Origin of the sequence: Comamonas sp. (assembly GCF_009360615.1) — a bacterium.
Lineage (GTDB): Bacteria > Pseudomonadota > Gammaproteobacteria > Burkholderiales > Burkholderiaceae_C > Comamonas.
This window is the reverse complement of record NZ_SPEY01000053.1, coordinates 47,518-68,611: the sequence shown is the minus strand read 5'-3', so window position 1 is coordinate 68,611 and position 21,094 is coordinate 47,518. Positions and strand designations below refer to the sequence as shown.

The 21,094-nt window shown below is 65.1% G+C and carries 20 protein-coding genes; 13 read left to right on the top strand and 7 right to left on the bottom strand.

From position 1 onward, the window contains the following. Positions 1-37: 37 nt before the first annotated feature. Entirely contained in the window at positions 38-1,270 is a 1,233-nt protein-coding gene (locus E2583_RS15765) for an ammonium transporter (protein WP_291597185.1), read from the top strand. 26 nt (positions 1,271-1,296) lie between these two features. Then, positions 1,297-1,617 carry a hypothetical protein gene (locus E2583_RS15760; protein ID WP_291597184.1) on the top strand — a complete coding sequence of 107 codons (321 nt, stop codon included), beginning with the start codon at positions 1,297-1,299 and terminating at the stop codon, positions 1,615-1,617. A gap of 104 nt (positions 1,618-1,721) precedes the next feature. On the opposite strand, the gene E2583_RS15755 is transcribed toward E2583_RS15760, so the two are convergent. Further along, positions 1,722-3,095, bottom strand: a complete 1,374-nt coding sequence (locus tag E2583_RS15755) for a glycerophosphodiester phosphodiesterase family protein (protein ID WP_291597183.1) — start codon at positions 3,093-3,095, stop codon at positions 1,722-1,724. A 117-nt stretch (positions 3,096-3,212) separates the two neighbouring features. Further along, positions 3,213-4,415 carry a tryptophan synthase subunit beta gene (gene trpB / locus E2583_RS15750; RefSeq protein WP_291597182.1) on the bottom strand — a complete coding sequence of 401 codons (1,203 nt, stop codon included), beginning with the start codon at positions 4,413-4,415 and terminating at the stop codon, positions 3,213-3,215. 185 nt (positions 4,416-4,600) lie between these two features. Here trpB and E2583_RS15745 point away from each other — a divergent pair, with 185 nt between their 5' ends. Both E2583_RS15745 and E2583_RS15740 read left to right on the top strand, forming a co-directional pair. Next, positions 4,601-6,034, top strand: a complete 1,434-nt coding sequence (locus E2583_RS15745; RefSeq protein ID WP_291597181.1) for a DUF2868 domain-containing protein — start codon at positions 4,601-4,603, stop codon at positions 6,032-6,034. A 2-nt stretch (positions 6,035-6,036) separates the two neighbouring features. Beyond that, positions 6,037-7,593 carry a DUF3482 domain-containing protein gene (locus E2583_RS15740; protein WP_291597180.1) on the top strand — a complete coding sequence of 519 codons (1,557 nt, stop codon included), beginning with the start codon at positions 6,037-6,039 and terminating at the stop codon, positions 7,591-7,593. On the opposite strand, the gene E2583_RS15735 is transcribed toward E2583_RS15740, so the two are convergent. Together E2583_RS15735 and E2583_RS15730 are read right to left on the bottom strand one after the other, a co-directional pair. Beyond that, positions 7,568-8,740, bottom strand: a complete 1,173-nt coding sequence (locus tag E2583_RS15735) for an ATP-binding protein (protein WP_291597179.1) — start codon at positions 8,738-8,740, stop codon at positions 7,568-7,570. The two genes, E2583_RS15740 and E2583_RS15735, sit on opposite strands and share 26 nt — an antisense overlap. Then, positions 8,725-9,447: a response regulator gene (locus tag E2583_RS15730; RefSeq protein ID WP_291597178.1), complete on the bottom strand. Its 723-nt coding sequence runs from the start codon at positions 9,445-9,447 to the stop codon at positions 8,725-8,727. The genes E2583_RS15735 and E2583_RS15730 overlap by 16 nt, the downstream gene beginning before the upstream one ends. A gap of 261 nt (positions 9,448-9,708) precedes the next feature. Here E2583_RS15730 and E2583_RS15725 point away from each other — a divergent pair, with 261 nt between their 5' ends. Genes E2583_RS15725 through E2583_RS15685 form a run of 9 tightly spaced genes read left to right on the top strand, consistent with a single transcriptional unit; the run spans position 9,709 to position 17,524 of the window. Next, positions 9,709-11,085, top strand: coding sequence for an efflux transporter outer membrane subunit (locus E2583_RS15725; RefSeq protein WP_291597177.1), 1,377 nt, complete (start codon positions 9,709-9,711; stop codon positions 11,083-11,085). Continuing rightward, entirely contained in the window at positions 11,082-12,230 is a 1,149-nt protein-coding gene (locus E2583_RS15720) for an ABC transporter permease (protein ID WP_291597176.1), read from the top strand. Before E2583_RS15725 ends, E2583_RS15720 begins: the two co-directional genes overlap by 4 nt. A gap of 10 nt (positions 12,231-12,240) precedes the next feature. Continuing rightward, the gene (locus E2583_RS15715; RefSeq protein ID WP_291597175.1) at positions 12,241-12,996 is read left to right on the top strand and encodes an ABC transporter ATP-binding protein; all 756 of its coding nucleotides are present in this window, start codon (positions 12,241-12,243) and stop codon (positions 12,994-12,996) included. Positions 12,997-12,998: 2 nt separating this feature from the next. After that, positions 12,999-13,934 carry an HlyD family efflux transporter periplasmic adaptor subunit gene (locus tag E2583_RS15710; protein WP_291597174.1) on the top strand — a complete coding sequence of 312 codons (936 nt, stop codon included), beginning with the start codon at positions 12,999-13,001 and terminating at the stop codon, positions 13,932-13,934. Continuing rightward, positions 13,927-14,640 carry an MtnX-like HAD-IB family phosphatase gene (locus E2583_RS15705; protein WP_291597173.1) on the top strand — a complete coding sequence of 238 codons (714 nt, stop codon included), beginning with the start codon at positions 13,927-13,929 and terminating at the stop codon, positions 14,638-14,640. The genes E2583_RS15710 and E2583_RS15705 overlap by 8 nt, the downstream gene beginning before the upstream one ends. Continuing rightward, positions 14,637-15,548 (top strand): alpha/beta fold hydrolase, encoded by a 912-nt coding sequence (locus tag E2583_RS15700; RefSeq protein WP_291597172.1) that lies wholly within the window; start codon positions 14,637-14,639, stop codon positions 15,546-15,548. Before E2583_RS15705 ends, E2583_RS15700 begins: the two co-directional genes overlap by 4 nt. Beyond that, positions 15,538-15,906, top strand: a complete 369-nt coding sequence (locus E2583_RS15695; protein ID WP_003071857.1) for an EamA family transporter — start codon at positions 15,538-15,540, stop codon at positions 15,904-15,906. Before E2583_RS15700 ends, E2583_RS15695 begins: the two co-directional genes overlap by 11 nt. A 12-nt stretch (positions 15,907-15,918) precedes the next feature. Further along, positions 15,919-16,305: an EamA family transporter gene (locus E2583_RS15690; protein ID WP_291597171.1), complete on the top strand. Its 387-nt coding sequence runs from the start codon at positions 15,919-15,921 to the stop codon at positions 16,303-16,305. 1 nt (position 16,306) lies between these two features. Continuing rightward, positions 16,307-17,524 (top strand): DegT/DnrJ/EryC1/StrS family aminotransferase, encoded by a 1,218-nt coding sequence (locus E2583_RS15685; RefSeq protein ID WP_291597170.1) that lies wholly within the window; start codon positions 16,307-16,309, stop codon positions 17,522-17,524. A gap of 77 nt (positions 17,525-17,601) precedes the next feature. Here the strand turns inward: E2583_RS15685 and E2583_RS15680 are convergent, their stop codons facing one another. From E2583_RS15680 to E2583_RS15670, 3 genes are read right to left on the bottom strand one after another with little or no spacing between them, the layout of a single operon-like run. Continuing rightward, a complete protein-coding gene (locus E2583_RS15680) occupies positions 17,602-18,915 on the bottom strand; it encodes a cyclopropane-fatty-acyl-phospholipid synthase family protein (protein WP_291597169.1) in 1,314 nt (437 codons plus the stop codon). 46 nt (positions 18,916-18,961) lie between these two features. Continuing rightward, a complete protein-coding gene (locus E2583_RS15675; RefSeq protein ID WP_291597168.1) occupies positions 18,962-19,861 on the bottom strand; it encodes a hypothetical protein in 900 nt (299 codons plus the stop codon). Beyond that, positions 19,858-20,919, bottom strand: a complete 1,062-nt coding sequence (locus E2583_RS15670; protein WP_291597167.1) for a GNAT family N-acetyltransferase — start codon at positions 20,917-20,919, stop codon at positions 19,858-19,860. Before E2583_RS15670 ends, E2583_RS15675 begins: the two co-directional genes overlap by 4 nt. Positions 20,920-21,094 lie beyond the last annotated feature (175 nt).

The following is a 21,094-nucleotide window of genomic DNA, read 5'->3' as shown; positions in this document are numbered from 1 at the left end:
TCCTTCCTTGTCAAGGCAAACAAGCAGGGGGGAGTGCATGGAAATGGTGCCATTGACTGCCATCGACAAGGCAGATACCGGGTGGGTCATGGTTGCGTCGGCGCTGGTCTTGCTGATGACCTTGCCGGGCATCGCCCTGTTCTATGCAGGGCTGGTGCGTCGCAAGAATGTGGTCAACACCATGGTGGCCGTGTTTGCGGTGGCCTGTGTGGTGACCCTGACCTGGTTCGGCCTGGGCTACTCGCTCGCATTTACAGCAGAGTCTCCCTGGCTTGGCAACCTGGGGCGCGCCTGGTTTGCCGCATTGCACTTTGACGGACGGCGCAGCGTGATTTCGGTCAGCCATCTGGCGCCGCATCTGCCCGAAGCGGCCTATGCCCTGTTCCAGGCCGCATTCGCCATCATCACCACCTCGCTGATCGTGGGGGCCGTGGTCGAGCGCATGCGTTTCGCGGCGCTGCTGATGTTTGCCGCGCTGTGGAGCGTTCTGGTCTATGCCCCGGTGGCGCACTGGGTGTGGGAGAGCGGCGGCTGGCTGAATCAGCTGGGTGCACTGGACTTTGCCGGCGGTGCCGTGGTGCATGTGAACGCAGGAGTGGCAGCACTGGTATGCGCCTTCATGATGGGGCGCAGGCGTGGCTACGGAACCGAGCCCTTCGAGCCGCACAGCCTGGGCTGGACGGCCATGGGTACGGCGATGCTGCTGATCGGCTGGTTCGGGTTCAACGCCGGGTCGGCCCTGTCCGCCGACGGGCGCGCAGCGCTGGCCTTTGTGGTCACGCTGGTGGCGGCAGCGGCCGCCGGACTGGCATGGATGGTGGTGGAGTGGCTGGTTCGCGGTGCTCCCACCTTGCTGGGCCTGCTCTCCGGCATGGTGGGTGGGTTGGTCGCCATCACTCCTGCCGCCGGGTTTGTGCAGGTGGGCAGTGCGGTCTGGATAGGCCTGATTGCGGGTGCCGTCTGTTTCTGGGGCGCAACCTGGCTCAAGCGCCGGCTGGGGGCTGACGACTCGCTCGATGTGTTCGGCGTGCACGGGGTGGGCGGCATTGCCGGCTCCATCCTCACGGCAATATTCGCCGATCCCTTGATTGCGGGTACGGGCGCCACAGTGCTCAATCAGCTGATCGCGGTGGCCGCAGTGGCTGCCTACAGTGCCGCAGCCACGGCCGGGGTGCTGGTGCTGATCCGTCTGCTGATGCCGTTGCGGGTGGATGCCGTGCAGGAGATGGAGGGTCTGGATATCAGCCTGCATCTGGAGCGTCAGCACTAGTGGTCCATCAGAGACAGGAGCCGTGTATGGAGGACAGCGAGCGAGTGGCGGTGGCCGCACATCTGCATGTGGTGTTGCGGCGCAAGACGGGCCGGGTGACCGATACCGAATGGATGGCCTGCAACCAGGTCTATGCACAGGCCATGGTGGCCTTTGCGCTGGAGCATGCGCGAGAGCAACAGGATGAGGAGCTGGCGCGCCTGGCCCGGCGTCTGCAGGATAGCTGGAGCGTGGACAAGCCGCGACATGCAGCGCCTGTCGCGACCACGCACAGCGATAGCTCGGTCACCACCAAGGCCGCCGAGATATTGCGCACCTCGGCACGCTATATCGGCGGGCTGCGCTGAGGCACAAGCCGGATCTGGGGCCGGGACGGCTTGGCGTCACGGATCACAATGCCTGTGAGCCGTGACAGTCCGCCGCCGCAGGCTGCGGCGGCAACGAGCAGGGCCTATTGCTTTTTCAGCTCGGCGATATAGGCATCGCGAGCCTTCACGCCATCGGCCGTGAAGTCGGTGAACACGCCGTCAATGCCCAGACGGTAGTAAGCCAGATATTCCTGCAGCGGGTCGCCCTTGAAGATGCCCGCGAGCCGGCTGGCCTCGCTGCGGAAGGTGAAGCTGTGCACCACCAGGCCGGCCTTGTGCGCATTGGCGATCAGGCCGGTGTCCTTGAGCGTGTTGACGTCCTTGAGGCCTGCGCCGTCCTTGTAGGGAACGACGGAATGGGCCAGCACCTGGGGTTTCCAGGGACCGATGCCGTCGGCATAGGTCTTGATCTCGGCCAGGCCTGCCGGCGTCTGCATGACCGCGAAGGTGCGCGCATCGCCGGCCAGAGTCCAGCTATAGGGGCGGCCGCTGATGAAGGTCCATTCGTCGGCAGTGATATAGCCGACGGAACCGTCCCTGAAGTTGTAGTCGTTGCCATCGATCAGCTGCACTCCTTTGGCCCGCATGCCTGCCTTGCGCAGATACTTCAGGCTGTCGGGGTCGAAGCTCTGGATGTAGATGGGCGCTTCCTTGCGGTTGAGATTGTTCCTGTCCAGCAGCGCCATCACGGCGTCTTCGAAGGGGTGCTCACCCGTTCCGCAGCTGTTGGCAATGGCTTGCTGGTTGTTCCAGTATGGGTTCTTGGTCTCGGCGTAGACGGCAATCGTGCGGCCTGCCGCCTTGCCCTTGGCGAGTGCGATGTCGATCACATCCTGTGCGCTGATCAGCGGCAGCTTGCCATTCCATTCGCTGGGACGATCGGCGCGGTTGTCCAGCGTGGTGCCGCCAAGCAGCGTGCGCAGCTCATGCAGGGTGAAGTCCGAGATGGACCAGTCGCCGGTATGGTCCTCGCCATCGACCACCAGAGCCTGCAGCACCGACTTCTGATTGTTCGGATCGATGCGGTCGCTCAGGTACTGTGCGGGGCCGTTGGCGGCAATGGGCGGGTACTTCACGTTGACCAGCACGCCAGGCGTGGTGCGCTTGCGGCCAGCCACATAGGCATTGATCTTGGCGACCTCGGCGATATTGGTGCTGTCGCTGAGCCAGGCGTTGTGGCGTGCCACCAGCTGGCAGTCGCGGCTCAGGTGCATGTCCAGCTCGATCATGTCGGCACCGGCATCGATGGCTTTCTCATACGCCATCTGTGTCTGCTCGGGGTACAGGCCCGAATAGCCGCGGTGGGCGATGACCTGGGGCTGCTTGCCGTCCAGCGTCAGAAACTGCGGTGCAGGTGCCGGCGTCGGGCCGTCTCCACCGCCACAGGCGCTCAGGGCAAGGGCGGCAAGCAAGGTCAGGGCAAAGACGGGGTGGGTAGGGGACATGGTTTCAGGCATGGATGGAGATCGCCTCATGCTTGCGGTTGTTGATGACGGTTGTGTGACCGTGCCCTCAGAGCATTTCACGCTCCGAAGCACAGGGCTGCGGGAGCAGCCCTGTGCGGGGTGCGGCTGTTACAGCCCCAGCTTCCTGGCGACGTAATCGGCATCCTTGTCGCCGCGTCCCGAGAGATTGACCAGAATATGCTGGTCCTTGCCGAGCCCCGGCGCTTCGCGCATGGCCCAGGCCACGGCGTGCGCACTTTCCAGTGCCGGGATGATGCCCTCCACACGCGACAGCGTCATGAAGGCATTCAGGCATTCCTTGTCGTCCACGGACTGGTAGTCCACGCGCCCTATGTCCTTGAGATAGCTGTGCTGCGGGCCCACGCCGGGGTAGTCCAGGCCCGAGGCGATGCTGTGCACGGCGGCCGGCGTGCCGTCGGCGTTCTCCAGCACATAGCACTTCATGCCGTGAATCTCGCCGGGCTTGCCAACCGACAGCGTGGCAGCATGGCGGCCGGGCTTGTCCACGCCTTCACCGGCAGGCTCCACGCCCACCAGATGCACGGACGCGTCACCCAGGAAGGCCGTGAAGATGCCCATGGCATTGCTGCCCCCGCCTACGCAGGCTGCCACATGGTCGGGCAGCTTGCCGTGCCGGGTCTGGAACTGTTCGCGAGCCTCACGACCCACGATGGACTGGAAGTCCCGCACCATCATGGGAAAGGGGTGTGGGCCGACCACCGAGCCAATCGCGTAAATGGTGTTGACGGGGTCCTGCAGATAGACCTCGAAGGCGCTGTCCACGGCCTCCTTCAGCGTGGCTGCGCCGCGCGTGACGGGCACCAGATTGCAGCCCAGAATGCGCATCTTGGTGACGTTGGGGTGTTCCTTCTCGATATCCACCTGGCCCATGTGAATCTCGCAGGGAATGCCCACCAGCGCACAGGCCGTGGTCAGGGCTACGCCATGCTGGCCGGCGCCGGTCTCGGCAATGACTTTTTTCTTGCCCATGAACTTGGCCAGCAGTGCCTCGCCCAGGCAGTGGTTGATCTTGTGCGCCCCCGTGTGATTCAGATCCTCGCGCTTGAGATGGATCTGCGCGCCGCCCAGCTGATCGGACAGGCGTCTGGCGTGAAAGATGGGGCTGGGTCGGCCCACATAGTCTGCAAACAGTGCGGCCAGCTCGTCCTGGAAATCCTGGCGCTGGACGATCTCTTCATAGGCTGCGGCGATCTCGTCCATGCACTGCTTGAGCTCGGGTGGCACGAGCTGGCCGCCATAAGGGCCGAAGAAGCCCTGGGCATCGGGCATGGCTTGGGGGTTCTGGGTCATGGCTTGTCTCCTCGGGTGTCGGGCAGCAAAGCCGCATTCATAGCACATGGCGGGTTGGGGACGTTTGCAGGCAAGTCCCGATGGAAGAGTTGTGAAAAATGCCTGCGAACCGCAAGAGGAAAGTGCTGACAGCTATTGTTTTGATATTTGCAGCGTCCCCTCCAGCCCTGAAACACAATAGCGACATGAAAGCCAGCTCAGTCCGCGATATCGTCTTTGCCCACGCTCTGGAAACCGCCGCTGCGCACGAGGCGCTGCCAACGGCCGAGCGCTGCACGGCCATCACGCAGGAGTGCCTCCACGCCCAGGGCAGGACCGCAGTGGGGGGCCGCGCAGCGTTCGAAGGCTTTCTGCTGGAGCGGGCACGACGTGTGATCGCTGCAGCGCAGCTGCCTGCCGACATACGCGCGATGACCCGGCAGCGCGCCGGCATTTCGCGCTGGATGGTGCTGGCCGTAATGGCTGCGGCGTTTGCGCTGGGTTTTGCGGGCCATGCGGTCACCGACCCGCATCGTGTGGACCTGCTCTCGGCTTCGCTGGTCGGTATCGTGCTGTGGAATCTGCTGGTCTATGCGCTGTTGCTGCTGACCTGGCTGCGCAGTCGGGTGCGGCGCAAGACGACGGTGATTGCTCCGCTGGAGCCCGAACAGGGACAGGGCGCCGCGGCAGCGCCTGGCGGCTGGCTGCAGAAGCTGCAGGCAAGACAGTGGCGTGTTTCACGCGGCACGGGACTGCGCAAGATGGCGCTGAACTTCGAGCGCAACTGGTGGCAGGTCAACCAGCGGCCGCGCCATGCGCAATGGCTTGCGTGCCTGCATCTGGGGGCTGCCATGCTGGCGCTGGGCGCGCTGGCATCGCTATGGCTGACCGGCCTGACCAAGGCGTACCAGGTGGGCTGGGAGAGCACTTTTCTTTCGCCCTCCGCTGTGCAGACCTGTCTGAACCTGCTGTTTGCGCCGGTGCAGCATCTGCTGGGGCTGGCGCCGTGGAGTCCAGCGCAGATCCAGGCGTTGCAGGGCTGGTCGGCCGGTGATGCCGCTGATGCGGGACCACGCTGGGTGCAGCTCTACAGCTGGTTGCTGGGCTTGATGGTGGTCGTGCCGCGACTGCTGCTGGCGCTCTGGCAGGGTGCCAGAAGCTGGTGGTTGAGCCGGCATCTGGCCTTGCCGCTGCAGCAACCCTATTTCCGGAAGCTGCAGCGCGACTGGGCGGGACGCGCCACGGTGCTGCGGGTGCAGCCCTACAGCCTGGATATCACGCCCGAGCGGGAAGCCGCCCTGCGCAGCCATGTGGCGCAGAGCTACGGTGCTGGAGCGCAGCTTGAGCTGCGGCCGGTGCTGGCCTATGGAGCGCCCTTGCCGGATGCTTCGTCTGTTGACGCTCTGCAGTTGCTGCTGCTCAATCTGGCTGCCACGCCGGAGGCGGAAATTCATGGCGTGCTGCTGGCACAGGTATTGAGCCGCTGGGGCGCACAGACCGATGTGTGGCTGTGGGCGGCGGATTTTCGGACGCGCAACAGCGGTGCCCCGGCGCGTGTGCAGGAGCGCGAACAGCTGTGGCGGGAGTTTGTGCACAGCGCGGGCCTGAACGCGACCCTGGTGCCCGACGCAGGAGTGTGACGATGCGCGAGAGCAAGGAGCTGGTTCCGGTTGACAGCAGCATTCAGTGGTGCCTGCTGTCGCACACCAATATCGGCAAGACCACGTTGACCCGTACGCTGCTGGCCGACGACGTCGGCGAGATTGATGACGCCGCCCATGTGACCACCCGGTCACAGCGCTATCTGCTCCAGAGATCGCCGCAGGGCGACGAGCTGTGGCTCTGGGACACGCCGGGTTTCGGCGACTCCGTGCGGCTTTTTGAGCGCCTGCGGCAGCATGGCAATCCACTGGGCTGGTTTCTCAGCAACGTCTGGGATCGCTGGCGCGACAAACCTTTTTACCTGAGCCAGCGTGCCTTGCTCGCTGCGCGCGACCACGCGGATGTGATGCTCTACCTGGTCAACGCCGCGGAAGACCCGGCCGATGCCGGCTACTGGAACGCCGAGATGAACATACTGGCCTGGCTCGACAAGCCGGTCATCGTGCTGCTCAACCAGATTGGCAGTGACACCACGGCAGCGCAGACGCAGCAGGATCTGAGGCGCTGGCAGCAGGCCACCCAGAGCTTTCACAGTGTGGTGCGCGATGTGCTCGTGCTCGATGCCTTCACGCGCAGCTGGTGGCACGAGCGCAGGATGATGCAGCGCATTGCACCCTTGTTGCCCCAGCCCAAGCAGCCTGCGTACCAGCGCCTGCTGGCGCAGCGCGCCTGGCAGCAGCAACAGCGCGAGCAGCAAAGCCTGGCGGTCATGGCCGAGCAGTTGCTGGCGGCGGCGGGGCTGCATGAAAAACTCGATCCCGAGCAAGGCCCCCTGCTGGCGCGTGCCTGGCAGAGCCTCGGCCAGCTCGCCGCCAAGCTGGGGCGAGCGGAAGGGGGGGACGAGCGGCTCGGAGCCCAGGCCCAGGAGGCCGTGCAGCGGCTGTTGCAGGCTTTGCGCCAGGCCGACGTGCAGGCCACGCAGCGCTTGCTCGAGATTCATGGGCTCGACGGTCAGGCGGGCAGCCAGATTCAGGAGCAATTGCGCAGCCAGCTGCAGATCACCACGCCCGTGGACGCGCAGGCGGCCGGCTTGTGGGGCGCTCTGACCGCCGGTGCGGCCACAGGGCTGGGGGCCGATCTGATGGCTGGCGGCCTGACGCTGGGGGCCGGAGCCCTGGTGGGCGCGCTGCTGGGAGCCCTCACCCTGGGCGGTGCGGCCTGGGGTGCGAACAAGTTGTTCGACCAGGAGCAGCAGAGCTTTCGTCTCTCCGGCGATTATCTGAACGCGTCCGTCAGTCAGGTACTGCTGAAATACCTGCTGATCTCGCACTTTGGCCGTGGCCGGGGGCGCTACACCAGCCCGGCCGCTCCCCGGCAGTGGAGCGAGCTGGCCCAGGAGGCGGTGAAGGCCCATGCCGCGCAATGGGAGGCGCTCTGGGCGCAGCTGCGCGGGGTGGAGAACGCTGCGCAAGCCGGTGCTGCGCAGAAAAGCGCCATGATGGAGCTGCTCTCGCAAAGCCTGCAGCAGATCATGGCGGCTCTCTATCCGGGGCTGAACGCGGACTCCGGTGTCAGAGACGGGGAAAGCGCACCGTGAACAGCGCCCCGCCGCGCTCTGATACGCCTGCGCTGACGGTGCCGCCCTGGGAGGTCACCAGCGCCTTGACGATGGAAAGGCCCAGACCCGATCCTTCCCTGCGACGCTTGCCGGGAGCCTGGACAAAGCGCTGGAACGGATGGGCCTGTACCTCGGCGGCAAGGCCGGGGCCCGCATCGCCCACTTCCAGGACCACCCATGACTGGTTCAGGTGATCGGTGCTTGCATGCACCCGGATGCTCAGCCAGTGCCCGCTGCTGGCATGGCGCAGCACATTGCTGATGAGGTTGGTCGTAATCTGGCGCAGTCGATCCGCGTCGGCCTTGATGTCGGTGCTGCCATCGCCGTCCTGCATGGGCAGATCGAGCGAAAGGGCCATGTCCTGCTTTTGCAGCTGTGGGTGCAATTCCTCGACGACATCGCCGACCAGTGCGGCGAGGTCAATGCGCTCCTTGCGCAGCGACAGCTGCCCGGCATCGGCCATCGAAAGAGTGTGAAGATCGCCGACCAGCCGGCCCAGGTGCTCGACCTGGGCCAGCAGCGTCTTCATCTCGGCCTGGCTGGAGTCGATGACGCCGTCGCAGATCGCATGCAGACGGGCCTGCAGCACCGTCAAGGGGGTGCGCAGCTCGTGCGAGATGGAGGCGGCCGTGGCCAGTCGCTCCGCTTCCAGGGTTTCCAGCGAATCGACCATGCCGTTGAAGGCATCGATCATCTCGGCCATCTCGCCATGGGCATTGCCCTTGACGGCCCTGGCGGCCAGGTCGCCGCGCTCCACGCGCGCCGCCACTTCCACCATGGAGGCCAGCGGACTGGTGATGCGGCGTGAAATCCAGAAGCCGACAGCCATGCCGAAAGGCAGGCTGACGGCCAGACCGATGACGAGCGACCATTTCTCGCCGAACAGGCGGTCGCCTTCCCAGTACTCGGAGTAGATCTGCAAGGCCCTGGGGCTGTCTTCCAGGTCCTGCGACTTCAGCACTTCCAGCTCGGTCCTGACCGGGCTCGGCAGGTGGCGATAGAACTCGCGGTATTGCAGTTCGGAAAACGCCAGCACGCCAAGGGCCAGGGAGGCAATGGCCAGCAGCACGGCCGCCGTGATCCAGAGACCGAAGCGGACCCAGATGCGGTTCAGTCCCAGGGCCATAGACGATAGCCAATACCGCGCACGGTCTCGATCAGTCCGTCCTGTCCGGCCAGCTGGAGCTTGCGGCGAAGCTTGGAGAGGTGGGAGTCGATCACCCGCTCCAGTGCGTCGCTTTCCGGCAGGCAGTGCTCAATCAGGTAGGCCCTTGAAAAGCAGCGGCGCGGCTGGGCCGCCAGACAGGCCAGCAGGCGAAATTCCGTGAGTGTGAGGGCCAGGGGAACGGCCTGACCCGCATCATCATAGACAGCGGCGCTATGGGCTTCCACATCGATCTCTATCGGCCCGACGCGGATGGGCGCAGCCACCGGCGCGGGCTTGGCCTGGGTGCGGCGCAGCACGGCGCGCACCCGGGCCACCACCTCGGGAGGGTTGAAAGGCTTGACCACATAGTCGTCCGCCCCCAGGCGCAGGGCCAGGAGCTTGTCCACATCGTCGGCGAGAGCCGTTACCATGATGACGGGGACATCGCTGTCGTTGCGAATCATGCGCAGCACGTCCACGCCGTCGACCTTGGGCAGATGAATATCGAGCAGCACCAGATCCGGGCGCAGCTGCCGAAAGCTCTGCAAGGCCTCCTCGCCGTCCTGCGCCATGCGGATGCGCAGGCCGTCGCGCTCCAGGTAGGCACTGAGCACGCCGGCAATGGCGGGTTCGTCTTCGACTACCAGCACCATGGGAGTGGAGGCAGGTTGAGCAAAGGTCGTCATGGTTTTTTGTGCAGCAAAGTCATGCATCTGCGGGACTCCCTGAAACTTGTTGTTTGCACATTATGTGCGTTGCCGCTGTAATCCACGAATGGCGATGGCTCTCCATAATTCCTACATAAACCCTGCAATCTGGCGAAAGCTTGCTGCCGTCCAATCGCGAGGATGGAAAGCTGTTTCCGCCTTCCGCCGGTTTTCTGGGTGACACCTATAGCTTGAGCCAACTGCGCTGTGATATTTCCCTCCCACGTCTCGCGTCTTCGCATGGGCAGTCTGTGTCTGTGTGCCTTGTCGTTGCTGGCAGGCTGTGCTGCGCCCGAGGCAGTCAGGCTGGACCGGAGCACGCCCCCCCGGTGGCAGCAGCCGGAGACGGCTCGAAAGTCCGATCCTGCGGAACTGGCCCTCTGGTGGCGTGCCTGGAATGACCCCGCGCTGAATGCGCTGGTGGACGAGGCGCTGTCCCAGAATCTTGATGTGGCTCAATCCGTGCTGCGCCTGCGTCAGCAGCGCTTGCTGGCAGGGACGGCCGATGCGGCTTTTCGCCCTGCGGTCAGCACCGGGGCGCGGACCCTGCAGGACATTGCGGCAGTTGACACCTACTTTCATGCCAGCATCGATGTGAGCTGGGACCTGGGCCTGTTCGGCGATTCCGCGGCGGCACGCCGTGCCGGCGCGGCTGGCGTGCTGGACGCGCAAGCACAGCTGCATGCGGCGCGGGTGGCTCTGGTGGCCGATGTGGTGCATCGCTATCTCGATATCCGGTTGGCCCAGGTGCAGCGCACGTTCGCCGAAAGGCAGTTGCAGCAGGCGCAGCGGCAGCTGCAGCTCTTGCAGATTCGGCATGCGCAGAGGCTGGCCGATGCCCAGTCTCTGGAGCAGCAGCAGCTGCAGTTGCGCACCGCAGAGTCCCAGCTGTCCACCCTGAACGAAGCCCAGGCGCGTGCTGCCCATGCGCTGGCGGCCCTGCTGGGACGCGAGCGTGCCGAGCCGCAATGGCTGCAACCCAGTGCCGATGCCGCATTGCCCACCGTCCAGGCACTGGCCGTTCTGCCGGCCGACCTGCTGCGCAACCGCCCCGATATTCAAAGTGCCGAGGCTGCGGTGGAGCAGGCCGCGGCCGAGGTCGGCGTGTCGCGCGCAGCGCTGTACCCGCGGCTGACCCTCACGGGGTCCTTGCTGTACGCCTACAACCTGACGCGCAATCACCGCACGACTTCGGACTCCATCCCCATGGTCGGTCCGCAGATCGATATTCCGCTCTTTGACTGGGGCCGTCGCCGTGCCGTGGCCGACGGCAAGGAGCTGGCGCTGCAGGCCAGCATCAAGGCTTATCGCCAGGCGGTGCTCAACGGTATTGCCGAGGCGGAATCGGCGCTGGCAGCGGTCACCGCCCAGCAGCAGAGGCAGCAGCAGCTGCAGTCCGAGAGGCAGATCCATGCCGGGCGCGAGAAGGCCCAGGCCGTGCGCCAGCAACTGGGTCTGTCCAGCGAATTTGCCGCTATCGACAACGCCCGCGCCAGCCTGCACAACCAGAGCGAGCTGGCCACTGCCAGGGCTGCCGAGGCGCTGGCCTATGTGGCGCTCTACAAGGCTGTGGGCGCTGCGCCCATCGATGCCGCAGTCTCCGAGGTCCAGCCATGATTGCCCTGGCGCGCAAGACGCTGATCTATGAGTGGAGGCGCTTTGTCCCCTCGGTGTTCGCCGTGGGCTTTTCGGGCGTTCTGCTGGCCATGCAGGCTGCCCTGGTGCTGGGCATCTTCGGCTCTGCCGCGATTTACGTGACGGCTTCTTCGGCTGACCTCTGGGTGGGCTATCCGGGTACGCAAAGCGTGAACTTCGGGCGCAACATCGGCAGCGATGTGGAGATGCGTCTGCGCATGGACCCCGATGTGGCGGCCGTGGAATCCTATGTCTGGGTCGATGGCGACTGGCGCGCACGCGCGGGTGCCCAGGGCGCGACCGGCGGCGGAGTCTCGGTCTATCTGTCGGGGGTCGGCACAGCGGACACCTCCATGATGTTCACCAAGGTGCTCACCTCGTGGCAGCGTCAGTTGCTGCGCGAGCCCGGCGCCGTGATCGTGGACAGGGCGGACCTGGGGACTCTGGGGGCGCAGGAAGGCAGCACGGCCTGGATCAACAACCATGCGGTCAAGGTCGTGGCGGCCGTCGACGGCTTGCGCGGGCTGGGTGGCGTCAACGTGATCGCTTCGCTCAGCACGGCCCGCGAAATTGCGGAAACCAGTGCCGAGCATGGCAGCACCTATTTCGTGGCGCGCCTGAAGCAAGGTGCCAAGGCCGCCGAGGCCCAGGCGAGATTGAGCCGGTCCAGCAGCAGTTTCGGCCCCTATGAGGTCTGGACTGCCGATGCCTTTGCGCGCCGCTCGCAGCGTTACTGGATGCTCGATACCGGCGCCGGTGCCGGCGTGCTCTTCATGGCCGTCATCGTCTGCCTGGTGGGCGCCATCGTGACCAGCCAGTCGCTCAAGGCGGTGGTGGCCGGGTCCGCCCGCGAGTATGCGGTGCTCAATGCGCTGGGTGTGAGCCGAGCCGCACTGGGCCGTGTGGTGGTCGAGCAGGCTTGCTGGATTGGCGGTCTGGGCTTTGTCCTGGCGGCTCTGGCCAGTGCGGTGCTGCTCAGCATTGCATCGAGCTACCGCGTCCCCGTGGCCCTGAACCTGTCAGCCGTGCTCGCTTGCGGCTTCCTGGTGGCCGTGCTGTCGCTGCTCTCGGGCCTGGGGGCCATGCGCAGCCTGCTGCGTGCCGACCCTGCAACCCTGCTGCGTTAAGGCCCGAAACATGCAAGCCGAGACCATGGATCGTGTCAGAACTTCTGCTGCAGCCAAGGATGCAGTGCCCAGCCTCGAGGCCGTGCGCCTCGAAAAATCCTTTGTGTCGGGTCTTGTGCAGGTGCATGTGCTGCAAGGGCTGTCCGTCAGCCTGTATGCGGGGGAGCTGAGTCTGATCTCTGGCCCATCGGGCTGCGGCAAAAGTACCTTGCTGTCCCTGATGTCGGGACTGCAGAAGCCCGATGCCGGCCATGCGCTGGCGCTGGGCGAGGACCTGGCCAAGCTCGGCTCGGCGGCGCTGGAGAAATTTCGTCTGCGTCATACGGGCTTCGTCTTTCAGGGCTTCAACCTGTTTCCGGCCTTGACGGCACTGGAGCAGGTGCAGCTTCCGCTGGGCTATATGGGTCTCAGAAGCGCCGAGACATTGCGCCGAGCCAAGGAGGCGCTCGATGAAGTGGGGCTCTCGCACCGCAGCCACATGCGCCCGGCCCAGCTGTCGGGCGGCGAGAAGCAGCGTGTGGCCATCGCACGTGCCATGGCCAAGCAGCCGCGCCTGCTGTTCGCCGACGAGCCCACCAGTGCGCTGGACGCCGAGAGCGGCCAGCGCGTCATTGATTTGCTGCACCGCGCAGCGCGCACGCACGGCACCACGGTGCTCTGCGTCAGCCACGACCCGCGTCTGGTGCGCCATGCCGATCGTGTGCTGGGCATGGAAGACGGTGCCATTCGCAGCGACTGGCGCCAGAACAGCCCCATCAAGGAATAAACATGAACCCAAGCCCATTTCGTCTCAGCATTGTGTCGGGCGCGCCGCTGCTGGCGGCGGCCGTGCTGATGCTGGGCGGGTGCTCTCCGTCCCAGGACTCTGCCTCCGTGGTCAGCCGCGCTGCGGCCCAGGTCAAGCCCCAAAGTCAGGTGGCTGTCGCCCGGGGCAAGATCGACGTCGAAGGCGGTCTGCTCGACCTTTCCTCGGCCGCAGCGGGCGTGGTGCAGCAGTTGCTGGTCAAGGAAGGCCAGAGCCTGCAGAAAGGTCAGCTCGTGCTGCGTCTTGCAGACGATGCCGCGCGCGCCGATGTGGCCGTGGCGGAGTCCGAGCTGCAGCTGGCACAGACCAAGCTCAAGACGCGCCAGGATCGCCTGCCCGCGCTCAAGGCCACGCTGACGCGCTGGCAGGCTGCAGCCAAACAGGGAGCGGCGGATCTGCAGAGCGTGGACGAAGCCGTGCAGGCCCTGCGCGACGCACAGTCCGAAGTGGACATTGCGGCTGCTGAAGTCTCGGTCGCCAAGCGCAAGGCCGAGCAGCTGCGAGCCCTGCTGCAGCGCCATGAGCTGCGTGCACCCGAGGCAGCCGTCGTGGTGCGGCTGCTGGCCCAGGGCGGCAGCATGCTGCAAAGCGGCAGTCCGGTGGCCGTGCTGCTGCCCAAGCGCCCCTTGATCGTGCGGGCCGAAGTCAACGAAAGCTACGTGGGGGCCATTCGCGAAGGCATGAAGGCCCAGGTGGCCGTTGACGCAGACACAAATGCTGCCCGGCAGGAGTTTCCTGCGGCGACCGTGCTGCGCATCAGTCCCGTCTACGGAACGGCCCGGCTGCAGGACGACGCGCAGCGCGGCCCGGTAAGAATTGTGGAATGCGTGCTGGCGTTCGACCAGCCGCCCGCCAATGTCAAGGTGGGTCAGAACGTGAGGGTCAGTTTCCATGAATAAGCGCATTCAGATTTTCCCGTCGCCTGCAGGTGCAGCTTCGACTGGCTGGATGGTGCAAAGCGATTTCGACGGCACCATCAGCCTGCTGGACGTGACCGATACCTTGCTCAACCGCTTTGGCAAGCCGGGCTGGCAGGCACTGGAAGACGCCTGGGAGCGTGGCGAGATCGGCTCGCGCGAATGCATGAAGGGGCAGGTGGCCTTGCTGGACATGAGCGAGGACGAGCTGCACAGCCATCTGGAAGGCATAGCGATCGACGAGCATTTTGTCGGCTTCGTGGCCGAGGCCAGGCTGCATGGCATCAAGGTGCAGGTCGTCAGCGACGGCATCGACCATGCGATTCGCCATGTGCTCGCACGCCATGGCCTCGGAGACCTGGAAGTCATCGCCAATCACCTGGTGAAGACCGGCGAGCGCAGCTGGCGACTGGATTCGCCATGGGCCAGCAATCGCTGCTCTAGGGCCAGCGGCAACTGCAAGTGCGAACGTCTTGCCGAACAGCAGGCCGTGCACGGCCGGGTGCTCTATATCGGCGACAGCACGTCGGATTTCTGCGTTTCCGGCAAGGCGGACTTCGTGCTCGCCAAGTACAAGCTCATCGACTATTGCGAGAGCCAGGGCATTGCCCATGCGCGCTTCGAGAATTTTGCGCAGGCCACCCAGTTGCTGGAGCAAGTCGTGCTCGGCATGGAGCAGACCGCATGAATGCCGCGGATGGATTGGGGCTGCTGCAGCAGCCGGACTTGCAGCAGCTGTGCGTGACGCCACATGAGTTCGTCATGCCCGGCGAAGGCCGCAATGCCCGCACAGGGGTTCTGCTGATCCATGGCCTGACCGGCACGCCGGCAGAGATGCGCCTACTCGCAAAAGGTCTGAACAAGCAGGGCTTCACGGTGTACGGGGTGCAGCTGGCAGGCCATTGCGGCAGCATGGAAGACCTGGTGGCTGCGCGCTGGACGGACTGGCTGGCGAGCGTGGAGTCGGGTCTGCAGCGCTTTTCGCTGCATGTGGACCATGTGGTGGTCGGGGGGCTCTCTATGGGGGCGCTGCTGTCGCTGGCCGTGGCCGAGCGCCATCCCGACAAGGTGGCCGGCGTCTGCGCCCTGTCCACCACCTTCCGCTATGACGGCTGGAGCATTCCGGCCTATACCAAGCTGGCGTTCCTGTTGCCGCTTTTCCGGCTGCTGGGCATTGGCCGCAACAGCGTCTTCATGGAGGCACCGCCCTACGGCATCAAGGACGAGGCCTTGCGCGCGCGCGTGGTCGAGCAGATGAACAGTGGCGACAGCTCAGCCGCAGGACTGCCCGGCAATCCCTGGTGGAGTGTCATCGAGTTGCGTGCCCTGTCTGCGAACGTGCAGGCCGGACTGGCCCAGCTGCGCTCGCCCTGTCTGGTCATTCATGCCCGGGAAGACGATATTTCCTCGGTCAGCAATGCCCACGATATCCAGCGCGGCGCGGTCAATGCCCATGTCGACCTGGTGCTGCTGGACAATTGCTATCACATGATCACCATCGACCGCGAGCGCCGCACCGTGATTGCCAAGCTCAATGAATTCATCGCGCGCATCGCCAGCTCGGCGGCGCCTGTCAGGGGTGCGAATGGGCAGTGATCTCTCGCCCCTGGTGGTGACGCTTTGGATACTCAATGTGCTGGTGGACAGCGGAGGGCAACTGGCCTTCAAGGCAGCGGCCAGCGAGCCCGGGCATCGCAATGGCACGGAGCGATGGCGTTTCATGCTGGCCAGGCCCTGGCTGTGGGTGGGCATTGCCTGCTATGTCGCGGAGTTTCTGGTCTGGCTGGCTTTTCTCTCGCTGGTGCCACTGTCGGACGGCGTGCTGCTGGGCTCCATTAACATCGTCGCCATCATGATTCTGGGTCGGGTGCTGTTTCGCGAAAAGCTCGCACCGATGCGCGTGGCCGGCATCGTGCTGGTGTCCATCGGCGTGGCCATTGTGGGCTTGCACTGAGGGCCGTCGGTTATGAAGCGTTTTTACCTGATCGGCTTTCTGGTTCTCATGGCCTTCGATACGCTGGCGCAGCTCAGCTTCAAGCAGGCCGGTGATTCTGCTTTGCCGCTGGAGTTCTCCACCGGCTGGCTGCTGCGCGTATTCAGCCAGCCCTGGATCTACGGTGCCTTCGTGGGCTACATCGGGGCCTTTTTCACCTGGATGAGCCTGCTCAAGCACGCTCCCATCGGCCCGGCATTCGCCGCCTCGCATCTGGAGATCATCTCGGTGCTGGCGATCTCATACTGGCTGTTCAACGAGCCGATTGGCTGGCCGCAGATCATTGGCTGCCTTTTCATCGTGGCTGGCATCATGTGCCTGGCCGTGAGCGAGAGGCCAGAGACCGAGCAGGCAGCCTGACATGCGCCAGCCCACCGTGCCGCCAACGGCCGGCCTGCCGCTGCAGCTCGGCGATCTCTGGCCTTCGGGTGCGGGCAGCCTCGCAGGGCGGCTGGCCGAATGGCTCGGCGTGGACGCGGTGCAGCTCGAATGCTCGGGCACCTCGGCCCTGATGGTGGCGCTGCGCAGCCTGCAGGCCCTTCGGCCGGGACGCAGCGAGGTCATTGCACCGGCCTATACCTGTCCGCTGGTGGCATTGGCGATTTCCCAGTGCGGGCTGCAACTGCGCCTGTGCGATCTGCGCGCTGACGTGCTGGACATGGACCCCGTCTGCCTGCAGCACCTGTGCTCGGAGCGGACGCTGGCCGTGCTGCCAACCCACCTGTGCGGGCGTGTAGCCGATGTGGATGCGGCCCTGTCTTGCGCGCGTGCCGTGGGTGCCTATGTGATCGAGGATGCCGCGCAGGCGCTGGGGGCGCGCAGCGGCGCAGCGTCCGTGGGACTCAAGGGCGATATCGGCTTTTTCAGTCTGGCCGTCGGCAAGGGGCTGAGCACTTTCGAAGGCGGCGTGCTGGTGGCGCGCGAACCCTCCATGCGCGCCGCGCTGGCTGCGGCCGGCGCGTCCACGCGGTTCAGCCCCTGGTGGGAGCTGCGCCGCAGCATCGAGCTGCTGGGCTATGCCCTGCTCTATCGGCCTTCGGGCCTGCGCATGGCCTATGGCAGGCCGCTGCAGGACTCACTGGCTCGCGGTGACTGGGTCGAGGCCGCAGGCGATGACTTCGGCGATCTCATTCCCCAGCATCGTCTGGGACGCTGGCGCCAGCGCGTGGGCGCCAGGGCATTGCGGCGGCTGGCGGCTTTTCAGCGACAGACGTCCGTGCAGGCCGCCCTGCGCATTGCGCAGTTGCAGGCCAGCGGGCTGGAAGTGGTGCAGGATGCCGTGCCCCAGGCGCAGGGGGTGTGGCCGGTGATTCTGCTGCGCATGCCGAATCCGCAGGCCCGAGATGCCGTGCTGCGCGCGCACTGGGGCGATGGCTGCGGTCTGTCTCTGCCGTTTGTCCATGTGCTGCCCGACTACGGGCGCTACGACCATGTCCTGGGCGCTGCACGCGACGACGCGGTCGGGCAGGCACGCAACTGGGCGCAGCGCCTGCTGGCCATCAGCAACAGCCCCTGGCTGGACGAAGCACGCTTTGCCCAGCTCTCGGCTCAGATCCGGGCGGCGGCTGGCCTGGAATGATTCCTGCACAAAGTGATAGCGGCTTGCGCTTGATTTCAAAGGGTATCTGATCTTTCTTCGGCTGAAATCAAGACAGCTCATGCCGTAGGTGCTTTGATTTTTGCGGCCCCCGCCATGGCCGGAGCCGTCAGGCCCAGCGCCGCCTCCCGGGTCTTGAGTGCCCCTTCGCGCTGATGCACATAGTCGCGCGTCAGTGGCACGGCATCCTGCCTGCGGGCCAGCTGCACCTGGAAGATGGCGATGTCCTGATAGCGGAATGCGGCTTCCGACATGGACAGATAGAACTCCCACATGCGGCAGAAGCGTTCGTCATACAGGGCTGCGGCTTCGTCACGGCGTGCCATGAAGCGCTCGCGCCACAGGCGCAGGGTCTGGGCATAGTGCAGCCGCAGCACCTCGATATCGCAGATGACCAGTCCCGAGCGTTCGATGGCCGGCGTGAATTCCGACATCGAAGGAATATGGCCACCGGGAAAGATGTAGCGCTCTATCCAGGGGTTGTTGAAGTCGGGCACATCGCTGTTGCCGATGAAGTGCAGCAGCATCACGCCATCCTCGCTGAGCAGCTCATGGCATTTGCGGAAGAAAGCGTCATGAAATCGCGTGCCCACATGCTCGAACATGCCGACGGAGACGATGCGCTCGAACGGCCCATGTGCTTCGCGATTGATGTCGCGGTAGTCCTCCAGCCGGTACTCCAGCCGCTCGCCGTGGATGGACTGGGCAGCCCTGGACTGCGCGCCGGCGAGTTGCTCGGTGGACAGCGTGATGCCGGTGACATGCCCGGCTCCGGCCACTTCGGCCAGATAGCGCGAGAGGCCACCCCAGCCGCAGCCGATGTCGAGCACGCGCTGGCCCGGCTCGATCAGCAGCTTGGCGGCGATATGTCGCTTCTTGGCCAGCTGCGCCGTTTCCAGGTCTTCGTCGCCCTGCTCGAAATAGGCACAGGAGTACTGGCGCTCGCTGTCGAGAAACAGCTGATAGAGCCGGTCGTCCAGATCGTAGTGATGCGCCACGTTGGCACGCGATTTGCCGCGCAGATTGTTCTGCAGCAAAGGCCTCAGCTTCATGCGCCAGGCATCGAGAATGCGCACCGTGGTGCTGACGGGCACATGCCGGGCCCCGCGCAGCACCAGCTCCAGCACGTCGTAGACCGTGCCTTGCTCGACCCGCAGGCGCTGCTGCATGAACAGCTCGCCAAAGTTGAGGTCGGGGTCGCGCAGCAGCGCCAGGACGGCGCGTCTGTCGGTAAAGCGCAGGCACGCCTGGGGCTGGCCGCCGTCGCCGAAGATCAGCTTCCTGCCGGAGGGGGTGGTGACTTCGAGCCGTCCCGTTGTGACCAGGGGTGCAAATGCCTGTTGCAGCAATTTTTCGGTCAACCGGTCCAGCATGTCAGCTCCTTGAAGCGAAGTGTTGAAAAGGGATCGGTGGAATCGCCTAACTCGTGCTGCTGAGCGCTATGTGCTGTATCAGCCGCTGGTTCAATGCATGTTGCCCGGCCTGCCAGCCGGCCAGCGTTGCGGCGTCGATCTGCGTGTCCTGACCGTCGCCCGCGCTCATCAGTCGTTTCCACCAGGTGCCATAGTGCCATGATGACACGTCGCCCGTGATGTCACTGCCCGCGATCTGTCCGTGCAGCGCATCGATCAGCTGCACGGCCTGCTCTTCCCGCATCCGGCCCTGGTCCCAGTTGGTGCGAACGACTTCGGCGGCGAACACATCCTTGTCTATGCTCAGATACGTGTCCTGGGGCCAGTCCTGCAGATGGCTGGACAGTGCCTGTACCAGCTCCGAGATATCGGCAAAGCTGCGAAATGCCTTGCCCGCCCCCAGACGCCTGGCCCAGCTGGTGTCCACGCCGCAGCTCCAGTAAGTAAGCTTGCCGGCGCGCAGCGGCCGCAAGTAGTTTTCCCAGGCGTGGCCCGGACCGATGTCCTGCGAGGTGATGCCTGCCACATGGACCTGCGAGACGGCCGGGTGCATGGCCACGCGCCGCACCCAGGAGCCGCAATGCACGCCCCAGGGAAAGCGCATATTGTCCGGGTGATTGTCCAGCACCACCACGCGCAGCGGATGTTTCGGGGTGAAGCCGTTCCGGGCAATGCATCGCTCGATCAGCGGCCAGCTCAGATGGTGAAAATCGCCGCTGCCCATGAGCACGGTGCCGTGCAATGGAGGCAGCTGCGCGTTTAGCGCATGGCTGAAGCGCCGGAAGCTGCGAAGGCTGCAGCCAAAGCGCACCAGCTCCTGCCACTGGGCCAGCGGCAGGCGTGTTTCCTGAGCCAGCGGTCCTACCGATCCATCGACATCCAGGACCACAGGGCTTTGTTGCATCATGGCTTGTCACTCCACTGACGGTCGCTTTCGAACAGGCCGGAGAAGCGGCGCCCCAACGCGCGCAGCAAGGGGTTGCGGATGAAGACCAGGTGTTGCGTCATGGTGAAGCTGGCGCCGAGCTGGGCCTTGACTTCCGGATCGGTCCAGCCCGCCACATAGTGGGACAGGCCCCGCTCCAGTGCGTACTCGAGATTGACCATCCAGCTCACGAAATAGAGGTTGGCCTCGCGCGCTGACGGGTAGGACAGGCCGATGTATTTGTCGATCAGCTTGCCGTCGTGCTCGAAGCACAGGTTCCAGCCCAGCAGCGCACCGCCGACCCGCTCCCGATACTCGAACACGATGCCGCCGTTGCCCGCATCGCGCAGCAGGCCGGCCAGGAAGCCGCGCGAGAGCTTGTCGAAATGAATCTCGCTTTGTGCGTACACCGCTTCGAACAAGGCGTAATAGGCGTCGATCCGGCTCTCGTCGGCAAAGGCTGTACCGGTCGGAATGCGGCGGATGTCCAGTCCGGCGCGGCTTTTGAGCTTGCGCCGCAGGCTGCTGCGGCGGTTTCTGGACAGGCCGGCCAGATACTCGTCCGTGCTGGCAAAGCCAAGAGGTACGTAGGCCAGGGCCTGGCCCTCCAGTGCCACAAAGCCCTGCTCCGTCAGCGCCTGGGACAAATCCCGGGCAAAGTCGTTGTCGCTGGCGCTCAGCAGGGGCGATGCCTGCGGAATATCCTTGACGATGGTGAGCATGGTCCGGCCCGCCACGCCACGCAGCTGCCGTGCCAGCACGGCGGCATCCACGCCCCTGGGCAGAGGCGCATACTCGCTGACGGTGCTGCCGATGAAGTCCGTTTTCAGCCGGAGTCTGGAACTGAGCCAGCGCCCGCCCGGCAACGACAGAAGGCGCGTCTTGAGCGCGTCGTCGGCCGTGGTCAGCAGATCGAAGCTTGCCGTGAATGCAGGCACCGGGCCTTGGTTCAGCAGCGTGAACCCTTGGGGCGGGTGCTGCTGGAATTGCAGCAGCAGTCCATCGGGCTCAAGCTGGTTACGCAGACTTAGCGATGCCATTGCGCACATTGTTGTATTGAAAATTCCATCATGCCAACGCAGCGGGCGTGACCCGCGTGACAGACGCCAGGCAGGAGCCGCCCAGGTGGGGCCGCCCAGGTGGAGCCGCAGGGATGGGAGCGCCTCCGCGCAAGGGCGACGTCCCCCTCCCGCGCTGCCCGGGAGGGCGAAGCGG